We start from the raw sequence: 13,409 nt of genomic DNA on the forward strand, positions 1-13,409 counted from the left end.
AACCTTCATTACAGGGGATAGGGCCATGCGCTTTTCCGATCTGACTCAACGTATTGCCGGTGACGGCGCTGCCGCCTGGGATATTCACTACCGCGCGTTGGCCTTGCGCGAGCAGGGCCACGACATTTTGCTGCTGTCGGTGGGCGACCCGGACTTCGACACGCCGCAACCGATCATCCAGGGTGCCATCGACAGCCTGTTGAGCGGCAACACTCACTACGCCGAAGTGCGCGGCAAGCGTGCCCTGCGTGAAGCCATCGCCAAGCGCCACCGCCAACGCAGTGGTCAATTGGTTTCGGCCGATCAGGTCACGGTGCTGGCTGGTGCGCAATGCGCGCTGTTCAGCGTGGCGCAATGCGTGCTCAATCCGGGCGATGAAGTGATCGTCGCCGAACCGATGTACGTCACCTACGAAGCGGTATTCGGCGCGTGCGGCGCCAAAGTGGTGCCAGTGCCGGTGCGTTCGGAAAACGGCTTTCGCGTACTGCCCGAAGACGTGGCTGCGCGCATCACCCCGCGTACCCGCGCACTGGCACTGAACAGTCCGCACAACCCGTCGGGTGCGAGCCTGTCGCGCAGCACCTGGGAAGCCTTGGCCGAACTGTGCATCGCCCAGGACCTGTGGCTGATTTCCGACGAGGTCTACAGCGAACTGCTGTTTGACGGCGAACACGTCAGCCCGGCGAGTTTGCCGGGCATGGCTGAACGCACCGCGACGCTCAACAGCCTGTCGAAATCCCACGCCATGACCGGTTGGCGCGTCGGTTGGGTGGTGGCGCCGCCATCACTGTCCGCGCACCTGGAAAACCTCGCGCTGTGCATGTTGTACGGCTCGCCGGATTTTATTCAGGACGCCGCCGTGGTGGCGCTGGAAAGCAATTTGCCGGAACTGGAAGCCATGCGCGAAGCCTATCGCCAACGCCGAGACCTGGTGTGCGAGAGCCTGGCGGATATCCCCGGCGTACGTGCGTTGAAGCCCGATGGCGGCATGTTCGTGATGGTCGATATCCGCGAAACCGGGCTCAGCGCCCAGGCGTTTGCCGATCGGTTGCTTGATCGCCACGGCGTCTCGGTATTGGCCGGTGAGGCCTTTGGTCCGAGCGCGGCTGGGCACATTCGCCTCGGGTTGGTGGTGGGGGCTGCGCCGCTGCGTGACGCCTGCCAGCGCATCGCCCGTTGCGCCGAAGAATTGATGGAGGCTCAGGTACATGCTTAATCACACCGCACTGTTTATTGATGGCCGCTGGCAAGTCCCGTCGGGGAGGGGCATCGCTGAGGTGATCAACCCGGCCACCGAAGAAGTGGCCGGCAGCGTGCCGTTGGGCGATGAGCGCGATGTCGACAACGCGGTGGCCGCGGCGCGCAGGGCTTTTGCTTCATGGTCACGCACGCCATCCAGCGTGCGCGCCGGTTTCATCCGCGCGTTGGCCGAACAACTGAAATCCCGAGCCGATGAAATGGCCACCGTGATCACCACCGAACTGGGCATGCCGGTGCAGTGGTGCCGTTCGGTGCAAGTGGACGGGCCGATCATAGGCCTGGAGCAGTACGTCGAACTCGCCGGTTTGATGGACGAAGTGCGTGAAGTCGGCAACTCGCTGGTGATCCGCGAGGCCGTCGGTGTCTGTGCCTTCATCAACCCGTGGAACTACCCGTTGCATCAGTTGATCGGCAAACTCGCTCCAGCCTTGGCGGCGGGTTGCACGGTGGTGGTCAAGCCGAGTCAGGAAACGCCACTGCATGCGTTCCTGTTGGCCGAAATGATCGAAGCGATCGGCTTGCCGGCCGGGGTCTTCAACCTGGTCAGCGGGCCGGGCTCGAAGGTCGGCGAAGCGCTGGCCAGGCACCCGGACGTGGACATGGTGTCGTTCACCGGTTCCACCGGCGCCGGGGTGCGCGTCGCCCAAGCGGCGGCTCCGTCAGTGAAACGCGTGTGCCTGGAACTGGGCGGCAAGTCGCCGCTGCTGATTGCCGAAGACGCGGATCTGGCGGCCGCTGTGCGTTATGGCGTGCAGGACGTGATGATCAACTCCGGGCAGACCTGCACCGCGTTGACCCGCATGTTGCTGCCGGCCAGCCGTTATGCCGAAGCACTGGATATCGCACTGGAAGAAACCCTGAGCCTGCGCATGGGCGATCCGCTCGATCCGCAAAGCTTCCTTGGCCCGATGTGTTCGGTGGGGCAACGCCGCACGGTAGAGGATTACATTCGTGTGGGTCAGTCCGAAGGCGCACGCCTGCTGTGCGGCGGCGATTCGGCGCTGGCTTTCGAACGCGGCTTTTACGTCAGCCCGACGCTGTTCGCCGACGTCGACAACCGTATGCGCATCGCCCAGGAAGAAATCTTCGGCCCGGTGCTGTGCCTGATTCCCTATGACGATGAGGCGCAAGCGATCCAGATCGCCAATGACTCGCCATTCGGCCTGTCCAGCGGTGTCTGGGCCGGCAATTCCGAGCGCGCCTTGCAACTGGGGCGACAACTGCGCGCGGGCCAATGCTTCCTCAACGGCGCGGCGTTCAATTATCAGGCGCCGTTCGGCGGCTACAAACAATCCGGCAATGGACGTGAATGGGGGGAAGAGGGGCTCAGCGAATTCGTCGAAGTGAAGGCGATCCAGGTGTGACGGTTAACGCTTCAAAGGTTGTTCGCACCGGGCCATGGTCCGGTGTCTTGCGTGGTTTTGAACGGGTATTTCCTTAGGTTTTCACAGGGGCAATGCAATGAGCGATAACAAAAACAAAATTACTCAAGCGAACCATGAATTCAGCTTTCCGCGTCGCGACTTCTTGAAGTACAGCGCAGCGGCAGCAGCGGTGGCAGGCGCGTTTTCCATGGGCCTGCCCTTCGGCGCCATGGCTGCCGAAGCGACGCCGAAACCCGGCGGCGTGCTGCGTTTGGGCCTGGCCGGCGGCAGCACCACCGACTCGAAAGACCCCGGTTCCTGGGTCGATACCTTCACCTTCGTCGGCTTCTCGGCGATCTATAACACCCTGACCGAAATTGCCGTCGACGGCACGGCGATCCCCGAACTGGCTGAAAGCTGGACCTCGACCCCGGACGCGCGCGTCTGGACCTTCAAATTGCGCCAGGGCGTGACCTTCCACAACGGTAAGACCCTGACCGCCGACGATGTGGTCGCCTCGATCCAGCATCACCTTGGCGATAAATCCAGCTCGGCGGCCAAAACCGTATTGGGCGATGTGGCCAAGGTCAGCGCCAACGGCAGCGACAGCGTGGTGTTCGAGCTGAAATCGGGCAACGCCGATTTCACCTACGTGGTCGCCGATTATCATCTGGTGATCATGCCGAGCAAGGACGGCGTACCGGACTGGCAGGCTGGTGTCGGTACAGGCGGCTATCGCCTCAAGGACTTCGAGCCGGGTGTGCGCATGACCCTGGAACGCAGTCCGGATTACTGGAAAGCGGGGCGGGCGCACTTCGCCGGCGCCGAGCTGATCGCCATTGGCGACGGTGCTGCACGAATCAACGCGTTGGTCACCGGGCAGGTGGACGTGATCAACAAGGTCGACCTGAAAACCGTGGCACTGCTCAAGCGCAATCCAAACCTGGTCATCGAAGAAACCAAGGGCGCGCAGCACTACACCTTCCCGATGCTCACCGACAGCCAGGTGTTCCAGAACAACGACGTGCGCCTGGCAATGAAGCACGCGATCAACCGTGAAACCCTGTTGGCTTCGGTGCTATATGGCTATGGCCTGGTGGGTAACGATCATCCGATTCAGCCGGGCAGCCGTTTCATCAACACCGCCCTTGAACAACGTACCTACGATCCGGACAAGTCGCGCTTCCACCTGAAAAAGGCTGGCCTGGATTCGCTCAAGGTGCGCCTGCAAGCCTCCGATGCGGCGTACAGCGGCGCGGTGGATGCGTCGGTGCTGTTCAAGGAACAGGCGCGAGCGGCGGGGATCGACATCGATGTGGTGCGTGAACCGGCCGACGGTTTCTTCACCAACGTCTGGATGAAGCAACCCTTCACCACGTCGTTCTGGTACAGCAGCCTGACCGCCGACCGCATGTTCAGCATCGGCTACGCCAAAGGCGCCGCATGGAACGAAACCCACTGGGACAACCCGCGCTTCAATCAACTGCTCAACGCCGCCCGAGGTGAGATGAACGACCCGCTGCGCCGCGAGATGTACAACGAAATGCAGTCGCTGTGCCGCGATGACGGCGGGGCGATCGTGCCGTTGTTTGCCAGTTCGGTGGCGGCGCGTTCCAACAAGGTCGCTCACGGTGGGCAAACCGCGCCGTATGGCGAACTGGATGGATTGCGGGTGATTGAGCGGTGGTGGCAGGCCTGACACCGGGATCTATCAAACAATGAAGACCCACTGTAGGAGCGAGCCTGCTCGCGATGGCGGCGGCACAGTCAAAATTGATGTTGGCTGATCCACCGCCATCGCGAGCAGGCTCACTCCTACAGGAGTAGTACGCAGTCTTCAAAGGCGTGCCTAATTCAAGGAACTGCACGATGAGAAGTATTTTCAAGCTGTTGGGGCAGCGTCTGGCCCTGGGCCTGCTGTCCCTGTTCGCCGTTTCAGTGATCATCTTCCTCGCGGTCGGCCTGCTCCCGGGCGATATCGCCCAGGCCATGCTCGGCCAGTCCGCCACCCCGGAAACCGTGGCGGCCTATCGCGCTCAACTGGGCCTGGACTTGCCGCCGCTCACCCGTTTCGGGCACTGGATCTGGAACCTGCTGCAAGGCGACCTCGGTGTGTCGCTGGCCAACCAGCGGCCGATTTCCAATCTGGTCGGCGCGCGACTGGGCAACACCTTCAGCCTGGCGCTGCTGGCGGCACTGGTGTCGGTTCCTTTGGCATTGTTGCTGGGGATGCTCGCCGCGTTGTACCGCAATAGCTGGTTCGACCGCTTGCTCAACACCTCGGCGCTGAGTGCGGTGTCGTTCCCGGAGTTTTTCGTCGCCTACATCCTGATCCTGGTGTACGCGGTGAAGCTCAACTGGTTCCCGAGCATCTCCAATCTTTCACCGAACGCCACGCTGGGCGAGGTACTGGAACGCTCGGTGCTGCCGGTGGCGACCCTGAGCCTGGTGGTGATCGCGCAGATGATGCGCATGACTCGTGCCTCGCTGATCAACTTGCTGGCCAGCCCCTACATCGAAATGGCCCGGCTTAAAGGCATCAGCCAGTCGCGGATCATCTTCCGTCACGCCTTACCCAATGCGCTTGCACCGATCGTCAACGTGGTGGCGCTGAACCTCGCGTACCTGGTGGTGGGCGTGGTGGTGGTCGAAGTGGTGTTCGTCTATCCGGGCCTCGGTCAGTTGCTGGTGGACTCGGTGGCCAAGCGCGATATCCCGGTGGTGCAGGCTTGCAGCCTGATCTTCGCCGCGACCTACATCCTGCTCAATACCAGCGCCGATGTGCTGTCGATTGCCAGCAACCCACGCCTGATGCATCCAAAGGGGTAGACCATGAGCCTGCTTAAACAATTGCTCCGGGCACCGCTGAGTGCCAAGTTCGGATTGCTGGTGATCGTTGCGTACATTTTGGTGGCGCTGTTCGCCCCGGTGTTGGCACCGTTCGGCGAAACCCAAGTGGTGGGCGAGGGTTTCGCGCCGTGGGGCGGGCAGTTCCTGTTGGGCACCGATAACCTCGGGCGTGACATGTTCAGCCGTCTCGTTTACGGCGCGCGCAATACGCTGGGCATTGCCTTCCTGACCACGGTATTGGCATTTTTGCTTGGCGGACTGAGCGGTCTGGTCGCAGCGATCAAGGGCGGTTGGGTCGATCAGGGTTTGTCGCGGGTGGTGGACATCCTGATGGCGATTCCGCAATTGATCTTTGCCTTGCTGATTCTCAGCGTGGTCGGCACTACTGCCACTTCGCTGGTGTTGGTGATCGCGCTGTTGGACGCGACTCGGGTGTTTCGCCTGTCTCGGGCGGTGGCGATGAACGTCGTGGTGCAGGACTTCGTCGAAGCGGCGCGCCTGCGCGGTGAAGGCCTGTGGTGGCTGGTGACCCGCGAAGTGTTGCCGAATGCGGCAGCGCCGTTGATTGCCGAGTTCGGCCTGCGGTTCTGCTTCGTGTTCCTGTTCATCAGTGCGCTGTCGTTCCTCGGCCTGGGCATCCAGCCGCCCACCGCCGATTGGGGCAGCATGGTGCGCGATAACGCCGTACTGATCACCTTTGGCGACATCAGCCCGTTGCTGCCCGCGCTGGCCGTGGCGTTGATCACGGTCAGCGTCAACTTCGTCGTCGACTGGATGCTGCACAAATCCAGCGGCCTCAAGGAATGCTGAACATGACGACCTCCAAACCTTTACTTGAAATCCGTGATCTGCACATCGAAGGTCACTACGAAGACGCGTGGCATCCGCTGATCAAGGGCATCGACCTGACGCTGCAACGCGGTGAGGTGCTGGGGCTGATCGGTGAGTCCGGCGCGGGCAAATCGACCCTCGGTTTGTCCGCCATGGGCTACACCCGTGACGGCTGCAAAATCACCGGTGGCTCGGTGCATTTTGACGGGATCGACTTGCTGAACGCCAAACCTGAAGCCCTGCGCAAGTTGCGTGGCTTGCGAATTGCCTACGTGGCGCAAAGTGCGGCAGCTTCGTTCAACCCGGCCCATCGGCTGATCGATCAGCACGTGGAAACGGCAGTGAAAAACGGCGGCATGAGCCGCGCCCAGGCCATGGCCGAAGCGGTGGAGTTGTATCGCGTTTTGCGCCTGCCCAATCCCGAGCAGATCGGCCAGCGGTACCCGCACCAGGTCTCCGGTGGCCAGTTGCAACGGGTCATGACTGCCATGGCCATGGCCTGTCATCCGGACCTGATTATCTTCGACGAACCGACCACCGCCCTCGATGTCACCACCCAGATCGAAGTGCTGGCGGCGATTCGCGATGCGGTGAAGACCTACGGCAGCGCGGCGATCTACATCAGCCACGACCTGGCGGTGGTGGCGCAAATGGCCGACCGGATCATGGTGCTGCGCCACGGCAAACTGGTGGAAGAAGCCGAGACCCGCAAGATGCTCGGCGATCCGCAGGAGGAATACACCAAGTCGTTGTGGGCGGTGCGCAGTTTCCGCACCGAGCCCAAGGCATGTCCGCAGCAGGAACAGCCACTGCTTGAACTGCGCAAGAGCTGCGCCAGTTACGGTCAGCAACCGGTGCTGCATGACGTTTCGCTGAAGTTGTATCGCGGCCAGACCTTGGCGGTGATCGGCGAATCGGGGAGTGGCAAAAGCTCCACGGCGCGGCTGATCACCGGGTTGCTGCCGCCGACTTATGGTGAGGTGCTGTACGACGGCCAGCCACTGCCGGCGGACTTTCGTCAACGCAGCAAGGAGCAACTGCGGCGCATTCAGATGATCTACCAGATCCCCGACACGGCGCTGAACCCGCGCCAGCGCATCGTCGATATCATTGGTCGACCGCTAACGTTTTATCTGGGGCTCAAGGGCAAGGCCATGCGCGCGCGGGTGGCCGAATTGCTGGAGATGATCGAGCTCGACCCGGCGACGTTCATGGAGCGTCAGCCGCGGGAATTGTCCGGTGGGCAGAAACAGCGGGTTTGCATCGCGCGGGCGTTGGCCGCCGACCCGCAGTTGATCATCTGCGACGAAGTCACCTCGGCCCTCGATCAACTGGTGGCCGAAGGCGTGCTCAAGTTGCTCAACCGTATTCAGCAACAACTCGGCGTCGCCTACCTGTTCATTACACACGACGTTGCCACGGTGCGGGCGATCGCCGACGAAGTGTTGGTGATGCAACGGGGCAGGGTGGTCGACCATGGCTCGCGCAGCGCCATTTTCACCCCGCCGCACCAGGATTACACCGGACTGCTGTTCTCCTCCGAACCGCAAATGGACCCGGACTGGCTCGACCGCTTGCTGGCGAGCCGCGCCATCCCGAATTCAAACCCTACGCTGGAAAAAGTCTAAGGAATCACCATGAAAGTATTGATCGTCCACGCTCATCCAGAGCCACAATCCTTCACCGCTGCCTTGCGTGATCAGGCGATTGCGACGCTTGAAGCACAGGGTCACGAAGTCCAGGTCAGCGACCTGTACAAAATGAACTGGAACCCGGTGGCCAGCGCTGATGACTTCTCTTCGCGGGAAAACCCCGAGTATCTGGTCTATGCACTGGAACAACGTTTGGGTGTGAAAAGCCAGTCGCTGGCAGCGGATATCCAGACTGAACTGGACAAACTGCTGTGGGCCGACCTACTGATCCTCAACTTCCCGATCTTCTGGTTCTCGGCACCGGCGATGCTCAAGGGCTGGATTGATCGGGTGCTGGTGTCTGGAATCTGCTATGGCGGCAAGCGTTTCTATGATCAGGGTGGTTTGGCCGGCAAAAAGGCATTGGTGACCGTGACGTTGGGCGGGCGTGAACACATGTTTGGCGAGGGTGCGATTCATGGCCCGTTAGAGGACATGTTGCGGCCGATATTGCGTGGGACGTTGGCGTATGTTGGCTTCGACGTGCTGGAGCCGTTTGTGGCGTGGCATGTGCCGTATATCAGTGATGAAGCGCGCAAAGGGTTCCTGGAAGACTACCGCCAGCGCTTGCAACATCTGAGCGACGACCAGCCAATGGTTTTTCCAAAGCTGTCGCAGTTCGACGAACAACTCTATCCGCTGCCTACGTATGCCTGATTACTACCACAAAACCTGTAGGAGCAAGCTTGCTCGCGATGAGGCCAACACATTCAACATTGATGTTGCCTGACCAACCGCATTCGCGGGCAAGCCACGCTCCTACAGGGGATTGGGGCATACCCGCCAATAGCGAACCAGCACAAAAATCCTGTAGGAGCTGGCTTGCTAGCGATTCGGCCTGCACATTCAACATCAATGTTGCCTGATCCGACGCTATCGCGAGCAGGCTCGCTCCTACAGTTTGGACTCCAACACATTCGAATCCCCGCGACATTGTTCTGAATGCGCAAACACGGAAATCGCTGAGGGTAGAAAACTGTCTGGTGATGGAAGTGGACGAGTAGGGCTGATCTACACTCTTTCAGGGTGAACCACGCCCATCAGGAGGTCATCATGAAAAGGTTGTCGCCCATCGGGCTGTGCGTCGCATTGTCGGTTGTCAGTGTCCAGGGATGGGCGCAAACCGTGGTGCCGATGAAAGGCCAGACTTCGCAACAGACTCAACTCGACATCAACGAATGCAACAGCATCGCCGCCAGCAGTGCATCGACCAGCTCGACGCCGTCGGGCGGACGGGTGAAGGGCGCCGCCGTGGGTGCGGCTGCCGGTGCGGCCGGGGCCCAGGTGCGCGGGCGCCAGCACGACGAGTTTTACGATCGCGCCGACGAAGATAACAAACAGGACTACCGCCAGGACCGCGCCAAAGAAACCGCTGCGGTGGGCGTCGTGGTGGGCGGCTCGCGCCAGCGTCAGGATCGACGCGAACAGGAGAAAACCAACGCCTCGACCACTTCGACGGCGTATACCAGTTGCTTGCAGGGCAAGGGATATCAGGTCAATCCATAAACCCATCACGCAACCCTTTGTGGCGAGGGAGCTTGCTCCCGCTGGACTGCGCAGCAGTCCCTTTAAAGAAGGGGACCGCTTCGCGACCCAGCGGGAGCAAGCTCCCTCGCCACGGGTTATTCGGTGATCACAGTGGATCGTGCCGATTGCCGCTGCTCAAGGAGATAAACCATCAGGCAGGCATACAACGTCACTGCAATGAACAGCCCCATGCGTACCGCAAACGCGGTGTAGACGTCTTTGCCCGCCAGACTGTCCTGGACCGATTGGCCCAACAGGATAATCAGCGTGACCAGGGTGTTGAGCCAAAAACCAGGGCTGAACCGGCCTGGGCTCAGGCCATAGAGCTTGCGTGCAATGATCAGGGTAAACAGCAGCATCCACAGGAAGAACATCCACAGGTGCACAAACAACGTCAGGGCAGTCCAGAACAGGATCGCCAACAAACCGCCGAGCAAGGTCGAGCCAATCAACTCGCGGGCGGCATCACGCGCGTTAGTGGTGGAGCTCTGTTGGCCGAGGCTCACGGCTTTTAGCACGATGGGCATGTAGCTGGCCGGATCGATCAGTGCCAACAGAAACGTCGGCATCACGATCAGGGTTGCCCGTAGCGCCACCCGGTCGACGTTTTCCGCCGATAATGCCGGGGCGGGCGGAGGCGTCGGCGCATCGTCCGGCTCCGGGAACAGCCAGTGACTCAACCTGCCGATCAGGATTGCCAGCAGCAACCCGCTGGTCAACGCCTTGATCACCGTCGCCGCCAGACCGAAGTCGGCAACCCCGGCGGCCGGGATCATGGTCAGTCCGATCACCAGAAAGGTGACGACCAGGTTGTTGCCGCCACGCTGGCCGTATCGAAAAACCATCAGCAGGCAGAGGCCGATCAAGAGCACGCCGCTGAAAGCGTAGTAACGCAGAAACGGGATCAGCAGCAGGCCGATGCCAGTGGTGAGCATCGCGGTCAGTGCCAGCACCAGGGTGGCCTTGAATGGCAACGGACGATTTACGCTGATCAGCAACAACGCACCCAGCACCGGTGCCAAAAACGGGATCGGCATCCCCATCCCGAAACTGGCGGCCAGGCACAGCGCCGTGCCGCTGGCCAGACGCAGTGCGCGCTGTACCCTCGGCGAGCGCTTAGTAGGCATACGACAGCCAGCTCATCAGCCACAAAAATAGCCGGCCCAGCGGGTTCAGCACGTTGCCTTCGGAAGGGAAGGCCATGACTTCGGCCTGGCCACCGGAACGGATGGCGCGGTTATCCTTGAGGATGGACACGGACTCCGGCGAGAACTCGATGATTACCGGAAAGCGTTGCGCCGGACGCAGCCAGTCGCGGCTGTTCTGCACTGTAGGCAGGCTGCCGGGAGCGGCGGGTTGGCCGACGCTGACACCGTAGCCGACACTGCGCACGCGTCCTTGGAACACTTCGCCGGGCAGCGCATCGAGGGCAATGGACACCGGGGTTTCGGGTTTGACCAAGGCGAGGTTGTTCTCGGTCATGTCGGCGCTGATCCACACATCGTGGATCGCAATCAGGGTCATGACCGGGTTGCCGGCCGCGGCGAATTGGCCAACATCCGTACGCAAGTCGGTGATAAGACCGGCAGAGCGTGCGCGGACCTGCGTGTTGGAAAGATCCAGCTCGGCTTTCGACAACGCTGTGGCAGCGCTGCGCAGCAGGGCGTTGTCTTCCTCTTTGCCACCTTCCTGCTCCTTCGCACGCTGAACTTCGGCACGGGCTGCGGCGACCTGGCTGATGGCCGCATCGCGGCTGGCGCGGGAAACCTCCAGCAGGCGTACGGAAACGGTTCCAGGGTCTTCGCGGTACAAACCTTCAAGCCGCTGATTGTCCTGCCGCGCCTTGAGTTCGTTGGCTTGCGCCGCGCGTAAACTGGCTTGCGCCGATGCGATACCGGCGGTGCTGGCGCCGATCTGCCGGCGGGTGGACTCCAGGTCGGCTCGCGCCCGGTCAACCGCGATCTGGTAGGGCTGCGGGTCGACTTCGAAAATCACCTCGCCGGCCTTCACATCCTGGTTGTTGCGCACGTTGACGCGGATCACCCGGCCCGCCACTTCCGCGGCCACCGGAATCACAAACGCACCCACGCGTGCCTGTTGGGTGTACGGGGTAAAACGGTCAGCCAACAGGTACCAGGCCAGGCTGAACACAATCAACACTAAAACCCACGTGATGCCTTTTTTCGCTGGATCGGCGGCAGGCTGCGCTGGCTGAGGGGAGGGCGCGGCTTCAGTCATGGTTTTTTCACCTGATTGGGCAATGGGGAGGCGGGCTGCTCAGCGGTCGGGTCGTTGAGCAGGTCGCCCCAGTCAGTCCGTTGTTCCATCTGCTGGCGCGTGGCGGAATCAACCTTGGGCTGGGCGCTGTACCAACCGCCACCCAACGCCTTGTAAAGAGCAATCACATTGCTCACCGCGTCGCCACGGCTGAGCAGGTAACTGTCCTGAAGTTCGAGCAGCGCTCGCTGGGCATCCAGCACCCGCTGGAAGTCTGAATAACCTTCGCGGTAGAGCGTGTTGGCCAGCGCCAGCGAGCGTTTCGCGGCGTTTTCGGCCTCGCGCAGGATGCGTTCCCGTTGCAAGGAGCGGGTCAGGCCGTTGGCGGCGTCATCTGCCTCGCGTGCCGCTTGGCGCACTTTGTCCCGATAGGCTTCGATCAATTGCTGCAAGCGCGCGTCCTGCACGCGCACGTTGTTGCTGATGCGGCCATAGTCGAACACGTTCCAGCGCAGGCTCGGACCACCGATCAGGTCGAGGCTGCGGGAGGTTCCGCTCAAGGAATCGGTGGACCAGACAATGCTGCCCAGCAACGTCAACGCCGGGTAAAAATCGGTTTCGGCGACGCCGACCAATGCCCCCTGCGCCGCGACATTCAACTCCGCAGCACGAACATCCGGCCGGCGCAGCAAAAGATTGGCCGGAACATCCTGCAGCACGGCGCGATCCACCAGCGGGATCAATGCGGTGTTGTCGACCACCAGTGGCAGCGCACCGGGTGGCTGGCCGATCAACACGGCTATCGCATTGCGGGTGCGAGACAGCTGGTCTTCCAGGCCGGGGATGGTGCTCAACGTGCCCAGGTATTGAGTCTTGGCTTGTTGCAGGTCGAGTTCGGCGGTCTGGCCACTGTTGAACAGCTTCTCGGTGATCTCGTAGTTGCGATATTGCTGCTTGGCGTTTTCATTGGCGACGCGCAGACGCGCCTCGGTGGTGCGCAGGAAAAAATAGCTGTCGGCGACTTGGGCCCGCAGCAGCACCAGCACGTCGTCATAGTTGGCTTCAGAGGCGAAATAACTCGCATCGGCAGCCTCGATGGCACGGCTGAAACGGCCCCAGAAGTCCAGTTCCCAGCCGATATCGAACCCGGCGCTGTGTTGCCACAAATGGCTGTCCACCGGGTTGTCCCCGCCGGATTGATGGCGGTCGATGTACACACTGTCAGCGGCGATCTGTTGCAGCTGCGGGTAGCGCCCGCTCTCGGCGATGCCCAATTGCGCGCGGGCTTCCATGACGCGCAGGCCGGCGATCTTCAGGCTGGAGTTGTGCGCGTCCGACTCGGCGATTAACCGGTCGAGCACCGGGTCATTGAAGATTTGCCACCACTGGCGAATATCCGGGTACTGCGCTCGCTGACTGGCGTGTTCGAGAGCGGGGGTGTTCCAGTGGTCGATCCAGGGCTCAGCGGGCGGCTGAAAGTCCGGCCCGAGCCGTACACAACCGCCGAGGACCACTGCGCCGAGCAGCAGTATCCGGTTGCACCGCATCCGTGTGGATGTACCTGATTGCATTGGGCGCGTTCCAACCAAAAGGACATCACAGCAGCATAGCCGTCCGTATGCCTTCTGCATGGTCTGGCGTAGCAAAACGCAAAAACGCCGCGACTGTC

Annotated in this window: 11 protein-coding genes; 8 read left to right on the top strand and 3 right to left on the bottom strand. The window is 61.5% G+C overall.

Features of this window, described 5'->3' with window-relative positions; all coding sequences use genetic code 11:
* Nucleotides 1-25: 25 nt before the first annotated feature.
* The 8 genes from KGB21_RS09800 (at nucleotide 26) to KGB21_RS09835 (ending at nucleotide 9,502) form a co-directional block, all read left to right on the top strand.
* The gene (locus KGB21_RS09800) at nucleotides 26-1,216 is read left to right on the top strand and encodes a pyridoxal phosphate-dependent aminotransferase (RefSeq protein ID WP_223504976.1); all 1,191 of its coding nucleotides are present in this window, start codon (nucleotides 26-28) and stop codon (nucleotides 1,214-1,216) included.
* Nucleotides 1,209-2,624 carry an aldehyde dehydrogenase family protein gene (locus tag KGB21_RS09805; protein ID WP_223504978.1) on the top strand — a complete coding sequence of 472 codons (1,416 nt, stop codon included), beginning with the start codon at nucleotides 1,209-1,211 and terminating at the stop codon, nucleotides 2,622-2,624. Before KGB21_RS09800 ends, KGB21_RS09805 begins: the two co-directional genes overlap by 8 nt.
* Nucleotides 2,625-2,721: 97 nt before the next feature.
* Nucleotides 2,722-4,323, top strand: coding sequence for an ABC transporter substrate-binding protein (locus KGB21_RS09810; RefSeq protein ID WP_223504980.1), 1,602 nt, complete (start codon nucleotides 2,722-2,724; stop codon nucleotides 4,321-4,323).
* A gap of 170 nt (nucleotides 4,324-4,493) precedes the next feature.
* Complete coding sequence (locus tag KGB21_RS09815) at nucleotides 4,494-5,453, top strand: ABC transporter permease (protein ID WP_223504981.1); 960 nt, start codon at nucleotides 4,494-4,496, stop codon at nucleotides 5,451-5,453.
* Nucleotides 5,454-5,456: 3 nt separating this feature from the next.
* Nucleotides 5,457-6,284: an ABC transporter permease gene (locus KGB21_RS09820; protein WP_034151148.1), complete on the top strand. Its 828-nt coding sequence runs from the start codon at nucleotides 5,457-5,459 to the stop codon at nucleotides 6,282-6,284.
* 2 nt (nucleotides 6,285-6,286) lie between these two features.
* The gene (locus tag KGB21_RS09825) at nucleotides 6,287-7,933 is read left to right on the top strand and encodes an ABC transporter ATP-binding protein (protein WP_223504982.1); all 1,647 of its coding nucleotides are present in this window, start codon (nucleotides 6,287-6,289) and stop codon (nucleotides 7,931-7,933) included.
* A 9-nt stretch (nucleotides 7,934-7,942) separates the two neighbouring features.
* Nucleotides 7,943-8,653 (top strand): NAD(P)H-dependent oxidoreductase, encoded by a 711-nt coding sequence (locus tag KGB21_RS09830; RefSeq protein WP_223504983.1) that lies wholly within the window; start codon nucleotides 7,943-7,945, stop codon nucleotides 8,651-8,653.
* A 396-nt stretch (nucleotides 8,654-9,049) separates the two neighbouring features.
* A complete protein-coding gene (locus KGB21_RS09835; protein ID WP_223504984.1) occupies nucleotides 9,050-9,502 on the top strand; it encodes a YMGG-like glycine zipper-containing protein in 453 nt (150 codons plus the stop codon).
* Nucleotides 9,503-9,618: 116 nt separating this feature from the next.
* On the opposite strand, the gene KGB21_RS09840 is transcribed toward KGB21_RS09835, so the two are convergent.
* From KGB21_RS09840 to KGB21_RS09850, 3 genes are read right to left on the bottom strand one after another with little or no spacing between them, the layout of a single operon-like run.
* A complete protein-coding gene (locus tag KGB21_RS09840) occupies nucleotides 9,619-10,650 on the bottom strand; it encodes a DUF2955 domain-containing protein (RefSeq protein ID WP_223504985.1) in 1,032 nt (343 codons plus the stop codon).
* Nucleotides 10,640-11,761: an HlyD family secretion protein gene (locus tag KGB21_RS09845; protein WP_034151143.1), complete on the bottom strand. Its 1,122-nt coding sequence runs from the start codon at nucleotides 11,759-11,761 to the stop codon at nucleotides 10,640-10,642. The genes KGB21_RS09840 and KGB21_RS09845 overlap by 11 nt, the downstream gene beginning before the upstream one ends.
* Nucleotides 11,758-13,287, bottom strand: coding sequence for an efflux transporter outer membrane subunit (locus KGB21_RS09850; RefSeq protein WP_223504986.1), 1,530 nt, complete (start codon nucleotides 13,285-13,287; stop codon nucleotides 11,758-11,760). Before KGB21_RS09850 ends, KGB21_RS09845 begins: the two co-directional genes overlap by 4 nt.
* Nucleotides 13,288-13,409 lie beyond the last annotated feature (122 nt).

Origin of the sequence: Pseudomonas sp. GL-RE-29 (assembly GCF_019947275.1) — a bacterium.
Lineage (GTDB): Bacteria > Pseudomonadota > Gammaproteobacteria > Pseudomonadales > Pseudomonadaceae > Aquipseudomonas > Aquipseudomonas fluorescens_A.